This window comes from Agrobacterium sp. LEGMi-208b (genome assembly GCF_059511785.1).
The window spans coordinates 2,216,073-2,235,172 of sequence record NZ_CM183446.1 but is presented as its reverse complement, the minus strand read 5'-3'; the positions used below and the strand labels follow the sequence as shown (position 1 = coordinate 2,235,172).

The window sequence follows — 19,100 nt, the reverse complement described above, 5'->3', positions numbered from 1 at the left end:
CCCGGCAACCCGCAGAAGGCGGAGCTTATGGCCTGTCGCCGGAAAGGCCGGTGGGGAACGTCGTGCTATTCGCCAGCATTGCCTCGATCGCATCCGCAGGAAGCGGACGGCTGAAATAATAACCCTGACCGTAAGGGCAGCCGGCGGCGCGCAGAAACGCCGCCTGCTCACCGCTTTCCACACCTTCGGCTATGACATCGATGCCCAGAGACCCGGCAAGCTGGATCATGATCGAGACGATGGCGCTGTCCTTGGTTTTTTCCGGCAGGTGGGTGAGGAACGAGCGGTCTATCTTCATGCAGGACAGCGGGAATGTCTTGAGCATGCCAAGACAGGAATAGCCGATACCGAAATCATCCAGCGCCAGGCTGACGCCCATCTGTTTGATGGCCCGCATGATCCGCACCGATGTTTCGACATCCTGAATGATGAGCGTCTCGGTGATTTCGATTTCCAGCAGCGATGGCGCAAGGCCGGTTTCCTTCAGCACCGATCTGATCTGCTGCACCAGCCCGCCCTGAAACTGCCGCGGCGAGATATTGACCGCCATTTTGACGGGCGAGAGGCCGGCGGCAGCCCATGCCTGCGCCTGACGACAGGCCTTCCTGAGAATGCTTTCGCCGAGTTCCACGATGAGCCCGGTTTCTTCCGCAAGCCCGATGAATTCCGCAGGGCCGAGCAGACCTTCCGTGGGGTGTTGCCAGCGCACCAGCGCCTCCACGCCGCTGATCCCGCCGCTGACGAGATCGACCTGCGGCTGGAAGTGCAGGACGAACTCGTCCCTCTTCACGGCTTTGCGCAACTCCTCGATGCGGGTGAACTTCTTCCTCAGATCATCCGCCATGTTCGGGGTGAAGGTGGCAATGCTGTCGCGCCCGTTATGTTTGGCTTCATACATGGCAAGGTCGGCCGCCGCGACGATTTCCGCCGTGGTTTGTCCGTGTTCGGGGAAAAAGGCCATGCCGATGCTGCATGTCACCTTGATATCGTAATTGCCGATGCGCAATGGCTGAGAGACCGCCGCGCGGATGCGCTGCAGGCGGCTTTCGACATCGTCCCTGCGCTCTTCAAGAATGATGACGAACTCATCCCCACCGACCCGGAGAACCAGATCGTTCTGCCGGAGGCTTTTTGCAATGCGCTCGGCGGTCTTCGACAAAAGTGCATCGCCGATGCTGTGACCGAGCGTATCGTTGATCTGCTTGAAATTGTCGAGATCGAGAAAGCCGATACCGACCCTTCGGTTCGCCTTTGCCGCCGCGGCCAGTATTTCGGGCAATCGCGTATCGAGGAAACGGCGGTTCGGCAGCCGGGTCAGCATGTCGTGATCCGCCAGAAAGGCGATATGTTCCGCCGCCCTTTTGCGGTCGATCGCCAGCCCCGCCATGCGCGCCGCGGCAGCGATAAACTCCACCAGCGCCGCATCCGGCTCACGGCCGGCAAGCATGCACCAGACGAAGCCATGCGCCTTGCCTTCGCTGGCGGGAATATCGAAACTGAAGGCCACCTGCTCCGCCGGATGGCTGAGGCTTTCGGGATCACTGACACTGGAAACAAGTGCCGTCAGCCCTTTCTGCTGCGCAAGCGCCGGCGAGGCGTAAACGGAAGGCTCCCCGTCCGCCGCATCGAACACCCGCACCGCACAGGCCAGTCCGGTTGCGAGATTTTCGATGGCCTTGACGAATTCCTCGAGAAAATCCTCGATACGCGCCGCCGCGACAATCATTTCCAGAATATGCGCCTGCGCCTGAAGCAGTCTTTCCGAAGCCTTTTTCTGGGTTATATCCCGGGAGGCGCCAACCACGCCGATGATGTTGCCGGCCTTGTCCTTCAACGGCACGCGCGACATCATCAGCCAGCGATCGATATCGCCGCGCATGGCGCGCTCCTCGTAACCGAGATCCGGTTCGCCGGTGCGCATCACCCGCGCCTCGGTATCGGGAATACCGGCACGGTGCGCCGCCTCACCATTAATCTCGTAATCGGTGAGCCCGATCAGTTGCTCGACCGTGTCAAAACCGTTTTCGGTAACGATGGCCCGATTGGCGAAAAGAAAGCGCCCTTCCAGATCCTTGGCATAGATAAAATCCGGCACGTGGTCGATCATCGCTTCCAGAAGCGCGTGCCGGTCGGAAGGATTGGCATTTTCGCTCTTGTCAGGGGTGGCAGATGGCGTGACATCGCGCTTTTTTCGCGACATCCGGGTCTCTTCGGGTGTCTTCGGGCCTTTGGAACGCACCTCTCCGCCTCATCATCTTACAAGGAAGCGGAATAGTAGGATTATACGTATTATATAAGTATGAACAACAGCGGGAGATTGCCGGGAAAGCGGCCTCCCTGACGCCCTGCCCGCCTGAATCAAAACGGCGCAACAGAAGCTGCGCCGTCACTTTATACAGGTGGCAATTCGTTGTCCGTCACACCACCGGCGTTGGCAGTTCTTTGCCGGCAAAATGCGCATCGAGGTTGGCAATAACCAGATCGGCCATGGCGCGCCGTGTCTGGTGCGTGCCGCTGCCGACATGTGGGGCAAGCGTGACGTTGTCGAAGGCGAAAAGCGCTTCCGGCACACGCGGCTCATCCTCGAAGACATCAAGTGCCGCGCCGCCGATGGCGCCACTGGAAAGAGCCTCGACAAGCGCCTTCTCATCCACCAGCGAACCGCGCGCCACGTTGACAAGCACGCCCTGCGGTCCAAGCGTCTTCAGCACATCCGCATTGACGATATGGCGCGTTTCGGCGGTGGCGGCGGCGGCAATGATCAGCACATCGCAATTGGCGGCCAGCGCCTCGATGCTGTCGTAATAATCATAGGCGACATCGCGACGGTTTCTGGCGGTATAGGAAATGCGCGCGTCAAAACCCTCGAGCCGCTTTGCGATTGCCTGACCGATGCGGCCGAGGCCAAAAATGCCGTAACGACGGCCGGCCACACGGGTCGCAAGCCCCATGTCGCCCTTCAGCCATTGCCCAGTGCGCACATGCTGATCCGCTTGCGGCAGCTTGCGCGCCTGTGCCAGAACAAGACCGAGCGCGAGGTCGGCGACATCGGCCGTCAGCACATCAGGCGTATTGGAGACGCGGAAACCACGCTGCTTGGCTTCCGCCAGATCGACCTTGTCGAAACCGACGCCGTTGATGGCCACGATCTCGAGGTTGGGAAGTGCCGCGCCGACATCCGCCGGCAGGCCGATATGGCCGCCGGTGACGACGCCGCGGATCGCGCCGCCCTTTTCAGCAAGAAATGCTGCCTTGTCGGCCGCCTCGAACAGGCGATGCACGGTGAAGCGCTGCGCGAGTTCTTCTTCCAGTGCCGGGATGAGCGGGCACAGTTGCACGATTTCAGTGGTCATGGACTTTCCTTTGTGCCGGTGAACTACTTCACATCGGCCTTGACGAATTGCCGGAGTTCCGGCGTTTGCGGATTGGCGAAGAGTTCGGACGAGCGGCCCTGCTCCCAGATCTTGCCCTTGTGCATGAAGATGGTTTCGGTCGCCACGCGGCGCGCAAAGGCCATTTCATGGGTGACGAGGATCATGGTCATGCCATCCTTGGCGAGGTTTTCCATGACGGTCAGCACTTCCTCGGTGAGTTCCGGGTCGAGCGCCGAGGTCACCTCGTCGAACAGCATCACCTTCGGCCGCATGGCAAGCGAACGGGCAATCGCCACGCGCTGCTGCTGGCCGCCGGACAGCTGGTCGGGATAGGAATCGAATTTCTCCGAAAGACCCACGAGCTGCAGGACCTCGCGGGCAATATCCCTGGTTTCCGATTTCGCCACATCCTTGACGATGCGTGGCGCGAGCATGATGTTTTCGCCGACCGTCAGATGCGGGAAAAGATTGTAGCTCTGGAACACGATGCCGACATCGGTGCGCAGCTTGCGCAACGCCTTGGCATCTTCCCCGATCGCATGACCGGCGATTTCGATGCGGCCCGAATTGATCTTCTCCAACCCGTTCATGCAGCGCAGAAGCGTGCTCTTGCCCGAGCCCGAGCGGCCGATGAGGGCAAAGACTTCACCGCGACCGACCGTCAGCGACACGCCTTTGAGGACTTCCAGAGCGCCAAAGCTCTTGTGAACGTTTTCAACGATTACTTCCGGCATGAAGCCTCCTTTCCAGCCAACGCGACAGCTGGGACAACGGGTAGCAGACGATGAAATAAAGCACGGCCACCGCGACGAAGACGCGGAACGGCTGGAACGTGGCATTGTTGATGAGCTGCCCCGCTCTCGCCAGTTCGACGAAACCGATGATCGATGCGATGGACGTATTCTTGACGACCTGGACGGCAAAACCGACGGTCGGCGGTAGCGAAATGCGGATCGCCTGTGGCAGGATGACGTAACGATATTGCTGGGCGCGGGTGAGCGCCAGCGATTCCGATGCTTCCCATTGCTGCTTCGGCACCGCCTGGATGCAGCCGCGCCAGATTTCCGCGAGGTAACCCGATGTATAGATGGTCATCGAGGCGCCGGCGGCAAAGAGCGGCGGCAGTTCCAGCCCGGCAAGGCTGAGGCCGTAATAGGACAGGAACAGGATCATCAGCACCGGAATGCCCTGAATAACCTGAATATAGGTGCCGGCGGCAATGCGCAGCGCCTTGAAATTCGAGGTACGGGCCAGCGCGACAAGGAAGCCGACAATGCCGCCGCCGATAAGCGCAATGATCGTCAGAAGCACGGTCCATTGCAGGGCGGTCAGAAGAAAGCCGAATTCGTTCCAGCCGAAAGTTCGAAGAGTCATGACTGCACCTCCGGCATGGCGGTCATTGTCTTGCGGGCGACGCGGCGGCCGAACAGCCACATGCCGACAAGGGCAAGGATAAGCCGCAGGCTAAGCGCCAGCGCAAGATAGATGAGCGTGACGACGATATAGACCTCGAAGGAGCGATAGGTCTGCGATTCCACGAAGGCTGCGGCAGCCGCAAGCTCATGGGTGGAAATTGCCGAACATATGCTCGACGCCAGCATCATCAGCACGAACTGGCTGCAGAGCGATGGATAGACCTTGGCGATGGCCGGCACGATGATGACGTGGCGATAGATCTGGTACTTCGTGAAGCCCAGGGCCTCTCCCGCCTCGATCTGCGACTTGTGCACCGCCTCGATGCCGGCGCGGATGATTTCCGTCGAATAGGCGGCAAGATTGATCGTCATGCCGATCAGCGCCGCGGTATCCGCCCCGACACGAAAGCCGAGACCCGGGAGACCGAAATAGACGATGAAAAGCTGCACCAGAAACGGCGTGTTGCGGATCACCTCCACATAACCGTCCACGATGATGCGGACGATGCCGCCCTTGATGGAGCGCAGCGAGGCCAAAAGAATGCCGAAAGCGCAGCCGAGCACGATGGAGAGGACCGACAGCTTGATCGTCAGCCATATGCCGTTCAGAATTTCATTCTGATACTGGGCGAGCGCGCCGAATTGAAAAGTATAGGACATGCGTCACTCCGTTGACATTTCCCGGTCCGCCGGAAATTTTTCTCCGGCGGACGCGTTGAAAGGCTCAATCAGAAGCTTGGCAATTGCGGCAGCGGACGACCGGTCCACTTCACCGAGATACGGTCGAGATCGCCCGACATCTTCATGAGGTAGATGGACGTGTTCAGCCACTGGCGCAGCTCGAAATCCTCAAGCTTTGTCGCCATGGAATTGCCCTGCTGGAAGAAGGTGAAACCAACCTGCAGACCGGCCTCCGGGCGCTGCTTGATGATCGCTTCGCCAACCGTGGACGGCAGGGCGACAGCATCGACCTGGCCGGCAAGCAGTGCCTGGGCACTGGTGGAATCGTCTTCGTAAACGACGATTTCGAGGCCTTCGACATTGGCCTTGCGCAGCGCGGTTTCCTGCGAGGAGCCGCGATTGACCGAAACGCGCTTGCCCTTGAGGCTGTCGAGATTTTCGAACTTCTGGTCCTTGCCCGAGATGATGTCCATGTTGAAGGCGCTGTAAGGCTGCGTGAACATCACGGTCTTGGCGCGCTCGCCCGTCGGCGCAAGCGTTGCGACAAGGAAGTCGACCTTGCCGGTCTGAAGGGCCGGAATGCGCGCAGGCGGCGTCAGCGGCACAAGCTCAACCGGCAGCGACAGATAGGTGCCGATGAGGTTGGCGACATCCACGTCATAACCGGAAGGATTGCCCTTCTCATCCACCATGCCCATCGGCGGAGCGCCGGTCAGAACACCGATCTTGACCTTGCCGCGCGCCGTGATCTCGCTGAGCGAGACCGCATGGGCGGCTGTGCTGGCGGCAAGCGTTGCTGCGGCAACACCGACGGCAACGGTCACGTTCTTCAGAAATCTTGAAATGCTCATGGTTTCTCCTCCAACCTTTTAAGTGGCTGCCCAACGCGGAACAGCGATCTTGCACAAAGCGAAAAATGTTCTCGATAACATTTCACCGCGATTGACAAAAAACTCCTCCCAAGAAACCGCGAAAGCTCAAAACCATGTGAATTTTCCTTAAAATTCAACAATTTCGGCTGGTTATCGATTTTCCTCTCATCGACACCGTTTCACGTTCTTGGCAGGATCAATAATGCATGTTATCGGTATCATTGCAAGTCCGATCTGCAGAACTGTTGCATCGGAGATTCATTCGGGAGGAAACCATGTATACACGCTCGGCAATTTTCGAAGGCAGGATCCACCCCGGCCGGGAGGAGGAGTTTTTCCGCATCGTCGAGGAAAAATTGCTGCCGGTCTGGAAACGCATGCCGAATGCGCAGGCCGTGCGGGTGATGCGCACCGAGCGCACCGACCCGGACGCAGCCTCGATCATCATGGTGCAGGAAATCGACTATCCCTCGATGGAGGCCGTGGAGGAAGCGCTGGTCTCGCCGGTCCGGTTGGAAGGCCGGGTACTGACGGATGAGATGATGAGCATGTGCGACGGACGTTTTTACCATCTGGTCTATAGCCGCGTCGCATAAATCCGGTGCACGCCGCATTGATATCAAATCATACGGCGTGCTTTCCCTTGATATCTTCGTGTATGTCTTGTCCTGAAACGGTTCGAATTTAGGGAGACATGCTTTGGTGGAGCGCACGCCCTTGGCCGCAGCGTTAGTCACGTCAAAAAAAGCAACCATGAGCGACGTCTCGAAACTCGCGGGCGTCTCCAAGATGACCGTTTCGCGGGTGTTGGCCGATCCTGCCCTGGTGTCGGAAGAGACACGCCAGAAGGTAATGAAGGCCATCGAGAAGCTTGGCTATGTGCCGGATCGAATCGCCGGTTCGCTCTCTTCCCGGCGCACCAATTTCATCACCGCCATCCTGCCGACGCTCACCAACTCCAACTTCGCCGACAGCGCGCAGGGGCTGGCCAAGGCGCTGCGCGCGGCCGATTACCAGTTGCTGATCGGTTATACGATGTATGACCTGCAGGAAGAGGAGCGCGTCATCCGCACCATGATGGAGCGCCGCCCCGATGCCATCGTCGTCGCCGGCACGGTGCATACCAAGATGGCGAGCGAGGTTCTGATGCGCGCCGGCATTCCGATCGTGGAGATCTGGGACGTTCCGGAGCACCCGATCGACCATGCGGTTGGCTTTTCCAACTACGAAGTGGGAAGAAACGCCGCCAAATATTTGATCTCGCTTGGTTTAAAGCGTATTGGCGCACTCGGCTCCCGGGCTGACGGCGCCGTGAACGACTGGCGCGGCGAAAGCCGCCTTGTCGGGTTTGCGGCAGCGTTGCGCGAAGCCGGCATTTCCGACGATCTCATCATCCGCGAAGGCAGCGCGCCAGTCTCCTATGATCACGGGGCAAAGACGCTCGGCTCCCTGCTCGGGAAGGCGCCCGATGTCGAAGGCATTTTCGCCGTCTCCGATATTTCCGCCGTCGGCGCGCTGATGGAATGTCACCGCCGCGGCATTGCCGTGCCCGATCAGGTGTCCATCCTCGGTTTCGGCGATTTCGATATCAGCCGCCAATGTTACCCGGCGATTTCAACGATCCGGGTCGACGCCCAGATGATCGGCCGCAGGGCGGGCGAATTGCTGCTTTCGATATTGGAGCCGGAAAAGGATGCCGCTGTTCCCGAAGGGGCGCGGGTGGATGTCGGGTTCGAGCTGATCGTGCGGGAGACGACGAAACAAGCGGGCGGCTAATCCACTCTCTTTCCTCATTCCTGTGCTTGTCACAGGAATCCAGCCGACGCGCGTCTGCGCGGCGAAAGGGAGTCTTTTCAGCCCAAGGACTTGGGCTGACTGGATCCCTGTGACAAGCACAGGGATGAGGTAAGGGCGGTGTATCGCCCTTACCGTGCCCCCCAGGTATCCGTCAGCCGATACCCCTCCGGCCACGGATCGGACGGATCAAGCATATGCTGGTGGATGCCGGTGACCCAGCCGCGACCGGAGATTTCCGGCAGGATGGCCGGGCGGTCGCCGACCGTTGTGGTTCCGAGAATGCGGCCGGTGAAGGTTGAGCCGATCAGCGACACCGCCGTCAGCGTTTCGCCTTCCTTCATTTCGCCGCGTGCATGCAGCACGGCCATACGGGCTGAAAGCGCCGTGCCGGTTGGCGAACGGTCCACTTTGCCCGGCTGGATAGCGACGGCCGCCCCTGCCCTGAGGCCTTCCGCCGTGCGCTCCACCTTGCCGGCAAACAGGCAGAAGGAAAAATGTTTCCAGTCGGGGTTTTCGGGATGGTCGAAACCCAAAGCCCTGTTGGCGGCATTGGTGATGCGCACGCCGAGGCGGGCGATCTCATGCGCCTCTTCCGGCTTCAGGCTGAAACCCATCGTCTCGGCATCGACGATGACGAAACTGTCGCCGCCATAAGCGGTGTCCACCTTCAGCGTGCCGAGGCCTTCGACCTCGAGTTCTACGTCGAGCTTTGCGGCAAAGCTCGGCAGGTTCTGCACGAAAATGCGCTCGGCCTTGCCGTTGCGGCATTCGGCGCGCACCTTCACCAGCCCGCCCGGTGCTTCCAGCAGCATATGGGTTTCCGGCTCCTGCATCGGCACGATGCCGCCATCCAGAAGTACTGTGGAAACGCAGATGGAATTGGAGCCGGACATGGGCGGCGTGTCTTCCGGCTCCATGATGATGAAGGCGGCATCCGCATCCGGATGTTTCGGCGGCACCAGCAGATTGACGTGGCGGAACACGCCGCCGCGCGGCTCATTGAGCACGAAATTGCGCAGCGTCTCATCACGGGCGATGAAACGGCTCTGTTCCCAGATCGTGTCCCCCGGCGGCGGCTTCACCCCGCCGACGATCACATCCCCGACTTCGCCTTCCGCATGGGCGGAAATGACGTGAACGGTCTTGATACTGCGCATTCAAAACTCCTCTAAAATATTTCCAGTCAAAGGGCGGAGCGGATTTGCGTCCGGAAAATGGGAAACCGAAAGATAGGCGCGCGTCTGGACGCGCCCTAGGGAAGCCAGGCGGGAAGACGGGAGACAGCCCGGCCGGTCAGGGCGCTTTCAACACAATCGGCAAGGCTGCCGAAGCGCACCGCGCGGCCGCTCAGGCCCGGACCGTAATGGGCATATTTGCCGGAATTGGTCATCAGGGCGCGGGTCTTCGTCGGAAAAACCGGCTCGGAAATCGAGCACCAGCAGAGATCCGGCAGCACCTGCACGCCGCTGTCCTTCAGGCTTTGCAGCGTGCCGTCCTGCCCGGCCGCGTCGATGACCTGCTGGCCGGCGGTGACGATGACGGCGACATCCGCACGACGTTTGCGGCCGGCGAACAGGGCGGCAAGCGCGCGGCACTCCTCCAGCGAGGCATGCGGGCTGCCGATGGCGACAAGCTGCACCTCCTCCGGCCCCTCGTTCAGAAGCGACCAGCCGGCCGCCATATCCTCAAGGGAAATGGTGACGGTTTCCGCTGTTTCGAGCGGCGCGAGCCCGGCTTCCGGCGTCACGCCCTCGATATGCAACATGGGCGAGGCGGAGGTGGTGCCGAAGGCGGCGCAGAGCGCTTTCAGATCATCCCGCGATGGCTTTGCGGAGCCAAGACCGCGCAGCAGCGGAATACAATCCGGCGCAGACTTGCCGGCGAGATAACCGACAAGCGGCCAGAAGGCGTCATCCACGCCCTGCGGCAACGCCACATCGACGATGCACTGCGGCCGGCGGTTTTCTTCGAGATACACCCCCGAAAGCGGCGCCCTGCCCGTCATCGCAATGCAGAGATCGAGGAAATCCGGGTGCTTTGCGGTGCGGGCACCGAGCACCGTATTGGCGAAGATCACCGCATTCGACTCGGCCCAGCCGATCGATTCGCCTGCACTTGGCGCGCTGTCGAGAAGGTAAGGCGAACAGGTGAAGGTGGGGCGACAGCCCATGCGCACATAGGCATCCGCCAGCCTTGCGGCGGGATCACCGAAATCCTCCGGTACACCCTGCGCCCGCCAGTTGGCCTTGTCCACCGAAATGGCGTTCATGGTCGATGGAACCCGCACCTTGCCGCCCATATCAGCCATTTTTTCCGCGAAGGTCAGGTTGGCGGGGCTGGCATAGATGCAGCCGTCTATATGGCCCTGCGTCACATCGACAAGCGCGGATGCGCCCTGCTGTGCCGCCATGGCGACGATGATGCGCATGGCCTGGCGCGCGGCGATGCCGTCACGGCCCTCAAGCATCGCCCGGTCGTCGTCCGTGAGGTCGAGATGCGCCGTCGCCGGCGGAGCGATGGCGAGCGAGATGCCGTCAGCCTCAATGGTGCTCCCGTGAATGCGGACATGCGCGGCGCGGGAAAAGCGGGCGAAAGTTTCTGCATCGAGCCGGATGACCGGCAAAGCCTTGTCGAACATTTCCGCTGCAACGAGGGCACCGAGCGTCAGAACGTCTTCAGCCTCGCAGAACACCAATGCCGAAGGCGCACGGCCGGTGAGGATGAGATCGAGCACCACGCCCGAGCCGGTGCAGGAACCGCGGCTGGTCGGCATGAACAGCACGCCGCCGGTGAGACAGATGCCATGCAGCGGGTGATGCACGTCGATTACCTTGCCGGTGGCGGGATCGACCCCACCCCAGAAGCTCAGCGCCTCTGTCGTGGCGATGACCTTGCCCTCGGCGGCACCCGCCAGAATGCTGCGCGCCTCGGGAGCGGCTGTGGATGAAACGGAAGAAGACATCGAAAATCTCCCTGAAGCATTTCCAGTAAACGTGCGTAACGGTTTGACGCCCGGAAAATGCGTGAAAAAAAGCGCTAGAGAATTTTTGCGTTTCGGAGAAAAGCCGAAATTCTCTAGAAACGTTGTGGCGAAAATGCCTCTGTATCGATGGCGGGTTTTTGCCCCGTCAGAAGATCGGCGACGATGCGGGCCGTACCCGCCGATTGCGTCAGCCCCAGATGCCCGTGGCCGAAAGCATAAACCACCCTTGCCGTGTGCCGCGCTTGCCCAATGGCCGGCAGGCTGTCCGGCAGCGAGGGACGAAAGCCCATCCACTGTTTGCCGCCTTCGGTCCTCAGGCCCGGCAGGAAGGCCTTCGCCTTGGTCAAAAGCGCCTCGGAACGGGCGAAATTGGCCGGAAGCTCCAGTCCACCTAGTTCCACCGCACCGCCAACGCGGATACCGGAGGAAAGGCGGGTAACGACGAAACCATGGCCACCGAAGGTGACCTGCGTGCGCAGATCGAAAGCACCAGACGGCAGGGTGGTATTATACCCCCGTTCCGTTTCCAGCGGAATTTTTTCCCCAAGCGAACGGGCGATGCGATGCGAGAACGCCCCCGCCGCCAGCACCACCTTGCTCGCCTTGCGGGTGCGGCCATCATGGCTCACGACCTCGACGCCGTCTTCCAGCGGTCTGAGCGAGGCAACATCCAGGCATTCAATGCGGCCACCAATGGTGCGGAAATGATCGGCCAGCGCCAGCGCGTAAAGCTTCGGATCGGCGATGGAATACCAGCCGGGCGTGAATGTGCCGCAGGTGAAACGCGGTGCTATTCCCGGCTGTATCTCGGCCATCTGCTCGGCATTCAGATGCCGGAACTCGATGCCGTGGCGTTCGCGTGCCTTCCAGCCGGCAAGCGAGCCTTCGAATTCCGCCTCGCTTTCATAGACCTGAAGGTTGCCCTCCTTGCGCAGCATCGCAATGGTGTCGGTCTTTCTGAGGAACGGCTCCAGCTCTGCTTTGGAAAGGTCCATCAGCGCCGTCTGCGCGGCGGTGGAATGCTCGACCTTCGAGGCGGCGCAGGCCCGCCAGAAACGGAACATCCATGGCGCGATCTTCAGCGCATAGGCCGGCGGCACGCTGAGTGGCCCCAGCGGATCGATGAGCCATTTCGGTGCTTTCCAGAGAATGCCCGGCGATGCAAGCGGCAGGATATCGGTGAAGGCGAAGGCACCGGCATTGCCGGCAGAAGCGCCCGCCGCCGGTCCCTCGCGGTCGATGACCGTGACCGAAAGACCGCGACCCTGAGCGGCGATTGCCGCCGAGAGGCCGACGACGCCGGCCCCGATGACGATGACATCATGTGCAGGCATCACCGCACGCTCGCCAGGAACTTCTGGGTTTCGGCATGCTGCGGCGCGCCAAAAAGCTGGTCCGGCGTGCCGATTTCCGCCATCACGCCCTGATGGAAGAAGGCGACGCGGTTGGAGACATCGCGGGCGAAGGCCATTTCGTGGGTGACGCAGATCATCGTCATGCCTTCATCCGCCAGCATCTTCAGCGTATCGAGCACTTCGCCCACCAGCATCGGGTCGAGCGCCGAGGTGACTTCGTCGAACAGCATATATTCCGGCGACATCGCAAGCGCACGCGCAATCGCCATACGCTGCTGCTGGCCGCCCGACATGCGGTTCGGATAGACCTTCAGCTTTTCGGCAAGGCCCACATGGGTCAATTGCTTGACCGCGATCTCCTCGGCCTGTTCCTTGGAAATACCGAGCACCTTGCGCGGCGCCAGCATCACGTTTTCCAATACCGTCAGATGCGGGAAGGCGTTCCATTGCTGGAAAACGATGCCGACCTTGCGGCGCAGCTTGTTGAGGTCGGTCGATTTGGCATGCACTTCCGTGCCGTCAATGACGATCTTGCCGCTGTCGATCGGCTCCAGGCCGTTGATGCAGGTGAGCAGCGTCGATTTGCCGGAACCGGAGCCGCCGATGATGGTGACGACCTCGCCCTTGTTGACGGTGAGGTTGATCCCTTTCAGAACCTCCAGCGGGCCGAAGGATTTGCGGACGTTTTCGATCTCAATCATTGGGGGACCACCGTCTTTCGAGATACCCGCCGAAACGGGCGATGGGGAAGCTGATAAGGAAGTAGATGGCGCCGCAGATCATCAGGATGGTCAGCGGTTCCTGCAGGCGGGTCACAAGGATCTGCGAGGCGCGCAAAAGCTCGATGAGGCCAAGCCAAAGCACCAGGGCCGAATCCTTCATCACACCCAGCGTCAGGCCGATCCACGAGGGCAACGACACGCGGGTGGCGAGCGGCAGCACGATGTAACGCATGTCCTGCGACCAGGTCATGCCGAGCGACCGGCAGGCGCGGCGCGTATTGGATGGCACGGCATCGATGCCGCCGCGCACGATCTCGGTGCAATAGGCTGCCGTATAAAGCGACAGCACCACGCATGAGGTGGTGAATGGCGGCCAGCCGAGCTTGGCGATCGACTGGAAGGCATTGCCGAGCACCAGCTGGATGAGCAGCGGCACGGAGCGGAAAATATCCAGAACGAAGGTCAGCGGCAGCGACCAGTAAGGGCCGAACTGGAAGCGGACGATACCGAAGACGATCCCCATGATGGTGCCTGCCGTGACGGCGACGGCGGTGACGGCAAGCGTCATGCCGGCACCCTTAGCCAGGAAGGCGAGATCACTCCAGGTGAGAGCGGTTTCAAACATGGCTCACCTCTCTCAGTAGCGGAACAGACGCGCGGCCAGCAATCTGGCGGCAAGCGTGACGATCTTGGCGATCACGTAATAGATGACCGCGGCGAGCGCGAAGAATTCAAAGGTGCGGAACGAGCGCGCATTGAGCGCCTGCGTGACACCGGCGAGATCCGTATTCATACCGACCGTGACACCGAGCGATGTCATCAGGATCGCCCAGACCATCTGGTTGGTGGCCGGCAGGAAGGCGACGCGCAGCATCTGCGGCAGGATGATGAGCCGGAAGGTCTGCATCGAGGTCATGCCAAGCGAACGGCCCGACCGCGTCTGCGTATCCGGTATGGCTTTCAGTGCACCGCGGAAATTCTCTGCCAGATAACCGGCATTGTTAAACGCGATACCGACCAGAAGCGCGGTATAGGGGCTGAGGTGGATGCCGAAATTGCCAAGCCCGAAATGGGCCATGTAAATCTGGAACAGTGCCGGCGTGTTGCGGGCAACCTCCACCCAGACGGAGGCCAAAGCGCCGAGAACGCGGTTGCCGGACAGCCGGAACAGCGTCAGCAGGATGGCGAAGGTAAGACCGATCACCATCGACAGAAGGGCGATCTGCAGCGTCACCACCGCACCGTCCAGAAGCTGCGGCAGAGCCTTCAGCGCCTGATTCCAGTGGAATGTATAGTTGAACATGAAGCGTCCCGCCTTTTCAGAAACGATCAACGGCGCGATCATTTTGACCGCGCCGTTTACGAAAAGTCCTGATCAGCGATAAACGCCGTTGACGGTGAGCGAGGGAACCTCGCCGCCAACCCATTTTTCATAGAGTTCGGCGTAACGGCCGGTGCGAACCTGCTGGTTGATGAAGAGGTTCAGGTAATTGATGAAGCCGTATTCGTCACGATTGGTGAAGAGCGCGACATAATCGATGTCATAAGGCGCCTTGCCGACGACAGAGATACCGGCAAACTTGCCGCCCTTGACGTTGGACTGCGCAACCGTGGAAGTGGAAACGGTGGCGTCGATCTGGCCCTGGCTCAGCGCGAGGAACACGTCAGCCTGCGTCTGGTAAGGACGGAACTCGCCGGTTCCCCACTCCTTGACCGACTTTTCAAGCGCGATGGCTTCAAACGTGCCGGCGGTTGCGCCAACCGTCTTGCCCTTCATGTCCTCGAAGGACTTGATGCCCGACTTGTCGTTGGCGGTGACGGCCATTTCGAAGGCGAAGTAAGGCACGGTCATGCCGACCGTCTTGGCGCGCTCCAGCGTATCGGAGGTGGACGCAACGCCGACATCGACGCGGCCGGACATCAGCGCCGGAATGCGCTCGGGGAACGGCGTTTCGACGATTTCAGCCGTGACGCCGAGCGCCTTGGCGAGGTCGTTGCAATAATCGACGTCGAATCCGATCGGGTTGTTGGCGTCGTCACGCGCCCCCATGGGCGGGAAGTCGAGCACGACGGCGCAACGCAGGGTGCCGGACGAAATAATGTCGTCAAGCTTGTCGGCCTTGGCCGGGGTGATAGCGGAAGTGGCGGCGAAAAGGCCGGCGAAAATGACCGATTTTTTCATTCTTTATTTGCTCCCAGAATTGGTCTGCCCTTGAAGGCGCGGTCACTATTTCCCCAAGAAAGCGATAAATCAACATAAAAATACAATGAGTATACAAAAAGAATTTTTTTGCATGCGAAAAGATGAGGTGTCGCGGATCATTACGCAAGCCGGCGCGGGGGGGAGCGGACAAGGTGGGCGAAACGTCCAGCATCCCTCATTCCTGTGCTTGTCACAGGAATCTAGCCAGCCCAAGTCTTTGGGCTGAAAGAGGCTTTCTGGCGCGCAGACGCGCGCCGACTGGATTCCTGTAACAAGCACAGGAATGAGGGCTTAAGGTATCTCCGTGTTTGACAGGGTGGCCTTCTGCTCTGACTGAGCTTCATCGAAAAGACACGTTGCAATACTCACACCTTTGTATACTTTATGTATTCAAAATGTGCGAGCCCTATCGGAGGACTATGATGAGCGACACGACCACCTTGACCATTGAGGCACTTTTCCAGCGGGTCGAGTCGATTTTTTTGAGGGCCGGGCTGAATGATGTACAGTCGGGCGCATTGGCGCGCGTCATCACGGCGGGCGAGCGGGATGCCTGCAAGTCCCACGGCATCTACCGTATCGAAGGCGCGTTGCGCACCGTCAAGGCTGGCAAGGTCAAGCCCGATGCCATTCCTGATGTGGCCGAGGACGACGGCACGGCAATCGTGAAGGTCAATGCCAATGGCGGTTTCGCCAACCCCGCCTTCGAGCTCGGCCTGCCGGTTCTGGCGGAGCGCGCGAAACGTCTCGGCGTTGCGGCACTCGTCATCAATGACTGCACGCATTTTTCGGCGCTCTGGCCGGAAGTCGAGGGGCTGACGTCGAACGGCCTTGCCGGGCTGGTCATGTGCCCGAGCTATTCCACCGTCGCGCCCACCGGCGGCAGCAAACCGCTGCTTGGCACCAACCCCTTCGCCTTCGGCTGGCCGCGCAAGGGCGCCTCACCCTATGTCTTCGACTTCGCGACGTCGGTTGCGGCCCGCGGTGAAATCGAACTGCATCGGCGGGCCGGAAAGCCCCTGCCGGAAGGCTGGGCTCTGGATGCCGAAGGCAAGCCGACGACCGACCCGGAAGCCGCCCTTGCCGGTTCCATGCTGCCCTTTGGCGGTCACAAGGGATCGGCCATCGGCACGATGATCGAGCTTCTCGCCGGCATCATGATCGGTGATTTCACCAGCCCGGAAGCGCTCGAATTTCTCGGCAGCACGACACTTGCCCCCACCCATGGAGAGCTGATCGTCGCCTTTTCTCCCGAAGCCTTCGCCAAGGGCCGTCCCGGCGATCCGTTCCAGCGCGCGGAAGTGCTGTTCGACGCCATCATCGGCCAGGGCGCCCGCCTGCCCTCCGGCCGCCGCTTCGCCGCGCGTGCCAAATCCGAAAGCGAAGGCATTACGCTTACCGCAGCAGAAATGGCCGGGCTGGACCGGCTGCTCGAAAAGGGGCTGGACGCGGTCTCCTGACCGTGTCGGAGAACAATATACATAAGGCCCGCGGCCCGGTGCAGAGTTGACGGCGGAATCCGCAAACCTCTTTTCCGTCATCCTCGGGCCTGTCCCGAGGATCTGCAACCGATTGATTTTATTCACCTTGATTAGATCCTCGGCGCAAGGCCGAGGATGACGCCGAGAGAATATCCACTCTTCACCACAAACTTCGTGGGGATTGCAGCCGGCAGAAATTTAAACCGGACAGCTGTAGGACAAGTCCGGGGATGACGTAGAAGCCAAGAAACGCTCAAACCTCATGCAAAAAAGGCCCGCATTTGCGGGCCTTTTGTTTCACGTCAGCGACTGCTCAGGCAGCCTTGCAGGCCTGCACGGCGCCCGGAAGCTTGCTCCAGTCGGCATACCAGCTGTTGAACAGCTTGAACTGCGCTTCGACATAACCACGCTGGCTGTCAGTCAGGGCATCGGTTTCGTTGAAGTGCAGCGTGTATTCCCTATCACCCTTCAGCACCATCATGTGCTTGAAATAGAGAACCAGATCCGGGCCCTCATCGAAGGACGAGAGAACGGCGAGCGCCTGCTCCAGCTCCAGCGCGCGGGCGCGGGCATCCGCGTCACCCTTGGCGGCGGCCTGCGACAGCTTGCAGAGGTGAATGACTTCCTTCGGCAGGACATTGCCGATGCCGGTGATGGCGCCGGTTGCGCCGCAATTGACGAAACCGTGGAAAACGGCGGTATCGACGCCAATCATCAGGGTGACTTCATCATCACGGCTGGTGATGTTTTCAGCGGCATAACGCATATCCGCCGGACCGCCGAACTCCTTGAAGCCGACGAGGTTCTTGTGTTCGGCGCGCAGCGCGAAGAAGAGATCGGCGCGGGTGGCGAAACCGTAATAAGGGCTGTTGTAAATGACGGCCGGGATTTCCGGGGCGGCCGAGAGGATGGCCTTGAAGTGGGCCTTCTGGGCCGCGATGACCGAGCCGCGCGACAGGACGCGGGGGATGACCATCAGGCCCTTGGCGCCAACCTTCTGGGCGTGAGCGGCATGGGCTACGGCGGATGCCGTGTTGACCGCACCGGTGCCGACGATAACCGGAATACCGGCCTTCACCAGACGCTCCACGCCTTCCATGCGCTGCTCGTCCGTCAAAAGCGGCCAGTCACCCATGGAGCCGCAATAAACAACGGCCGACATGCCATCGGCGATCAGTTCCTTGCCCTTGCGAACAAGCGCATCGAAATCAGGGGTGCGATCATCCTTGCAGGGGGTCATCAAGGCGGGAATCACGCCGGAAAAAATGCTGGCCGTCATTACTTGCTCCTAAGGGACATGTTTTTCGGGAATGGACGCACGTCCGCGCCACCCTTTCGACAGGCACATTACTATCTTGTATTTTATTTGTCGACAAGAAATCCGCAGGCTACAGATTTATTTCCAGCCGTTCGTTTCGTACCAGCAGTTTCTGGACCTGCCGCACGATCTGCTCGGCGTGTTCGCGCGCCAGCCTCTCGGAAAGGGCGGTATCGCGCGCGGCAATCGCCGCGATCATCTCTTCATGATCATCGACGAAGCGCTTCGGCAGACGATCGTCATAGGACTGGTAGTAGAGCCTGAGGATGCGCCGCCCCTCATCCAGCAGCCGTTTGAACAGGCTGGTGAAATAGGGGTTGCGCCCGGCTTCGGCGATGGAAAGGTGAAGTGCGGCATTGGTGGAAATCATCGCCAGCGCATCCTGCTCCTCCACCGCGATGGCGAATTCCGCGTTATGGGCGCGGATTCCAGCCAGATCCTCCGGACGGTGATATTGCGCGGCAAGCTGGGTCGTCACCCGGTACATCAGGACAAGCGCATCGAAATAGGTGTGCATGTTGAGGAAATCGATATTCGACACCATGGTGGAGCGGTTCGGCAGCGTATCGATCAGCCCCTCGCCCGAAAGCCGCACCAGCGCCTCACGGATCGGCGTGCGCGACATCTTGAACCTTTCGGCAAGCTGCACCTCATCGATCGGGCTGCCCGGCGGCAGAACCAGATCGAGAATCTCGTCGCGCAGCAGATCATAGACCATCTTTACGCCGGAGCCGCGCTTGCGCTCGGCAGAAGCAATTATATCCGTCATCATCAAATCCCTCTTGTCGACATAAAGAGTACTATTATATTTTTTCCCGATCAACGTCGCGCTGCACCGCACCTTCTTCGAATGGCGGAATAATTGTTCAAAAACAACCAAAAGCCATCGCGGAAATTGC

General features: G+C 60.3%; 18 protein-coding genes. 3 read left to right on the top strand and 15 right to left on the bottom strand.

The window, feature by feature from the left end; translation table 11 throughout:
* Positions 1-25: 25 nt before the first annotated feature.
* The 6 genes from AC5YUO_RS24685 to AC5YUO_RS24660 form a co-directional block, all read right to left on the bottom strand.
* Complete coding sequence (locus AC5YUO_RS24685; RefSeq protein WP_496155631.1) at positions 26-2,200, bottom strand: putative bifunctional diguanylate cyclase/phosphodiesterase; 2,175 nt, start codon at positions 2,198-2,200, stop codon at positions 26-28.
* A 217-nt stretch (positions 2,201-2,417) separates the two neighbouring features.
* A complete protein-coding gene (locus tag AC5YUO_RS24680; RefSeq protein WP_496155630.1) occupies positions 2,418-3,353 on the bottom strand; it encodes a 2-hydroxyacid dehydrogenase in 936 nt (311 codons plus the stop codon).
* A gap of 23 nt (positions 3,354-3,376) precedes the next feature.
* Entirely contained in the window at positions 3,377-4,108 is a 732-nt protein-coding gene (locus AC5YUO_RS24675) for an amino acid ABC transporter ATP-binding protein (RefSeq protein WP_035224928.1), read from the bottom strand.
* Entirely contained in the window at positions 4,089-4,748 is a 660-nt protein-coding gene (locus tag AC5YUO_RS24670) for an amino acid ABC transporter permease (protein WP_400815466.1), read from the bottom strand. Before AC5YUO_RS24670 ends, AC5YUO_RS24675 begins: the two co-directional genes overlap by 20 nt.
* A complete protein-coding gene (locus AC5YUO_RS24665) occupies positions 4,745-5,449 on the bottom strand; it encodes an amino acid ABC transporter permease (protein ID WP_496155629.1) in 705 nt (234 codons plus the stop codon). Before AC5YUO_RS24665 ends, AC5YUO_RS24670 begins: the two co-directional genes overlap by 4 nt.
* 68 nt (positions 5,450-5,517) lie before the next feature.
* Entirely contained in the window at positions 5,518-6,321 is an 804-nt protein-coding gene (locus tag AC5YUO_RS24660; protein ID WP_404503563.1) for a transporter substrate-binding domain-containing protein, read from the bottom strand.
* A 296-nt stretch (positions 6,322-6,617) separates the two neighbouring features.
* Between AC5YUO_RS24660 and AC5YUO_RS24655 the strand changes: the two genes are divergently transcribed.
* Both AC5YUO_RS24655 and AC5YUO_RS24650 read left to right on the top strand, forming a co-directional pair.
* On the top strand, positions 6,618-6,938 hold the full coding sequence (locus AC5YUO_RS24655) for a hypothetical protein (RefSeq protein WP_003505663.1): 321 nt from the start codon (positions 6,618-6,620) through the stop codon (positions 6,936-6,938).
* A gap of 157 nt (positions 6,939-7,095) precedes the next feature.
* Positions 7,096-8,118, top strand: a complete 1,023-nt coding sequence (locus AC5YUO_RS24650; protein WP_496155628.1) for a LacI family DNA-binding transcriptional regulator — start codon at positions 7,096-7,098, stop codon at positions 8,116-8,118.
* A 149-nt stretch (positions 8,119-8,267) separates the two neighbouring features.
* Here AC5YUO_RS24650 and AC5YUO_RS24645 read toward each other — a convergent pair whose 3' ends face one another.
* From AC5YUO_RS24645 to AC5YUO_RS24615, 7 genes are all read right to left on the bottom strand, one after another.
* Positions 8,268-9,296, bottom strand: a complete 1,029-nt coding sequence (locus AC5YUO_RS24645; RefSeq protein WP_496155627.1) for a trans-3-hydroxy-L-proline dehydratase — start codon at positions 9,294-9,296, stop codon at positions 8,268-8,270.
* Positions 9,297-9,391: 95 nt separating this feature from the next.
* Positions 9,392-11,101 (bottom strand): cis-3-hydroxy-L-proline dehydratase, encoded by a 1,710-nt coding sequence (gene lhpI, locus AC5YUO_RS24640; RefSeq protein ID WP_496155626.1) that lies wholly within the window; start codon positions 11,099-11,101, stop codon positions 9,392-9,394.
* 113 nt (positions 11,102-11,214) lie between these two features.
* Entirely contained in the window at positions 11,215-12,456 is a 1,242-nt protein-coding gene (locus AC5YUO_RS24635; RefSeq protein ID WP_496155625.1) for an NAD(P)/FAD-dependent oxidoreductase, read from the bottom strand.
* Entirely contained in the window at positions 12,456-13,178 is a 723-nt protein-coding gene (locus tag AC5YUO_RS24630; RefSeq protein WP_020811659.1) for an amino acid ABC transporter ATP-binding protein, read from the bottom strand. The genes AC5YUO_RS24635 and AC5YUO_RS24630 overlap by 1 nt, the downstream gene beginning before the upstream one ends.
* Positions 13,171-13,824: an amino acid ABC transporter permease gene (locus tag AC5YUO_RS24625; protein WP_496155624.1), complete on the bottom strand. Its 654-nt coding sequence runs from the start codon at positions 13,822-13,824 to the stop codon at positions 13,171-13,173. The genes AC5YUO_RS24630 and AC5YUO_RS24625 overlap by 8 nt, the downstream gene beginning before the upstream one ends.
* 12 nt (positions 13,825-13,836) lie before the next feature.
* On the bottom strand, positions 13,837-14,502 hold the full coding sequence (locus AC5YUO_RS24620) for an amino acid ABC transporter permease (protein WP_496155623.1): 666 nt from the start codon (positions 14,500-14,502) through the stop codon (positions 13,837-13,839).
* A 72-nt stretch (positions 14,503-14,574) separates the two neighbouring features.
* The gene (locus AC5YUO_RS24615) at positions 14,575-15,381 is read right to left on the bottom strand and encodes an ABC transporter substrate-binding protein (protein ID WP_496155622.1); all 807 of its coding nucleotides are present in this window, start codon (positions 15,379-15,381) and stop codon (positions 14,575-14,577) included.
* Between the two features lie 443 nt (positions 15,382-15,824).
* On the opposite strand from AC5YUO_RS24615, the gene AC5YUO_RS24610 reads away from it, so the two are divergent.
* Positions 15,825-16,862, top strand: coding sequence for an Ldh family oxidoreductase (locus AC5YUO_RS24610; RefSeq protein ID WP_496155621.1), 1,038 nt, complete (start codon positions 15,825-15,827; stop codon positions 16,860-16,862).
* Positions 16,863-17,196: 334 nt separating this feature from the next.
* Here the strand turns inward: AC5YUO_RS24610 and AC5YUO_RS24605 are convergent, their stop codons facing one another.
* Positions 17,197-18,162: a dihydrodipicolinate synthase family protein gene (locus AC5YUO_RS24605; RefSeq protein WP_400815492.1), complete on the bottom strand. Its 966-nt coding sequence runs from the start codon at positions 18,160-18,162 to the stop codon at positions 17,197-17,199.
* 109 nt (positions 18,163-18,271) lie between these two features.
* Positions 18,272-18,970 carry a GntR family transcriptional regulator gene (locus tag AC5YUO_RS24600; RefSeq protein WP_400815686.1) on the bottom strand — a complete coding sequence of 233 codons (699 nt, stop codon included), beginning with the start codon at positions 18,968-18,970 and terminating at the stop codon, positions 18,272-18,274.
* Positions 18,971-19,100: the final 130 nt, after the last annotated feature.

Excerpts from the sequence above, each read along its gene's own strand:
- AC5YUO_RS24685 (WP_496155631.1), bottom strand. The coding sequence starts at position 2,200 with ATGTCGCGAAAAAAGCGCGATGTCACGCCATCTGCCACCCCTGACAAG.
- AC5YUO_RS24680 (WP_496155630.1), bottom strand. The coding sequence starts at position 3,353 with ATGACCACTGAAATCGTGCAACTGTGCCCGCTCATCCCGGCACTGGAA.
- AC5YUO_RS24675 (WP_035224928.1), bottom strand. The coding sequence starts at position 4,108 with ATGCCGGAAGTAATCGTTGAAAACGTTCACAAGAGCTTTGGCGCTCTG.
- AC5YUO_RS24670 (WP_400815466.1), bottom strand. The coding sequence starts at position 4,748 with ATGACTCTTCGAACTTTCGGCTGGAACGAATTCGGCTTTCTTCTGACC.
- AC5YUO_RS24665 (WP_496155629.1), bottom strand. The coding sequence starts at position 5,449 with ATGTCCTATACTTTTCAATTCGGCGCGCTCGCCCAGTATCAGAATGAA.
- AC5YUO_RS24660 (WP_404503563.1), bottom strand. The coding sequence starts at position 6,321 with ATGAGCATTTCAAGATTTCTGAAGAACGTGACCGTTGCCGTCGGTGTT.
- AC5YUO_RS24655 (WP_003505663.1), top strand. The coding sequence starts at position 6,618 with ATGTATACACGCTCGGCAATTTTCGAAGGCAGGATCCACCCCGGCCGG.
- AC5YUO_RS24650 (WP_496155628.1), top strand. The coding sequence starts at position 7,096 with ATGAGCGACGTCTCGAAACTCGCGGGCGTCTCCAAGATGACCGTTTCG.
- AC5YUO_RS24645 (WP_496155627.1), bottom strand. The coding sequence starts at position 9,296 with ATGCGCAGTATCAAGACCGTTCACGTCATTTCCGCCCATGCGGAAGGC.
- lhpI (WP_496155626.1), bottom strand. The coding sequence starts at position 11,101 with ATGTCTTCTTCCGTTTCATCCACAGCCGCTCCCGAGGCGCGCAGCATT.
- AC5YUO_RS24635 (WP_496155625.1), bottom strand. The coding sequence starts at position 12,456 with ATGCCTGCACATGATGTCATCGTCATCGGGGCCGGCGTCGTCGGCCTC.
- AC5YUO_RS24630 (WP_020811659.1), bottom strand. The coding sequence starts at position 13,178 with ATGATTGAGATCGAAAACGTCCGCAAATCCTTCGGCCCGCTGGAGGTT.
- AC5YUO_RS24625 (WP_496155624.1), bottom strand. The coding sequence starts at position 13,824 with ATGTTTGAAACCGCTCTCACCTGGAGTGATCTCGCCTTCCTGGCTAAG.
- AC5YUO_RS24620 (WP_496155623.1), bottom strand. The coding sequence starts at position 14,502 with ATGTTCAACTATACATTCCACTGGAATCAGGCGCTGAAGGCTCTGCCG.
- AC5YUO_RS24615 (WP_496155622.1), bottom strand. The coding sequence starts at position 15,381 with ATGAAAAAATCGGTCATTTTCGCCGGCCTTTTCGCCGCCACTTCCGCT.
- AC5YUO_RS24610 (WP_496155621.1), top strand. The coding sequence starts at position 15,825 with ATGAGCGACACGACCACCTTGACCATTGAGGCACTTTTCCAGCGGGTC.
- AC5YUO_RS24605 (WP_400815492.1), bottom strand. The coding sequence starts at position 18,162 with ATGACGGCCAGCATTTTTTCCGGCGTGATTCCCGCCTTGATGACCCCC.
- AC5YUO_RS24600 (WP_400815686.1), bottom strand. The coding sequence starts at position 18,970 with ATGACGGATATAATTGCTTCTGCCGAGCGCAAGCGCGGCTCCGGCGTA.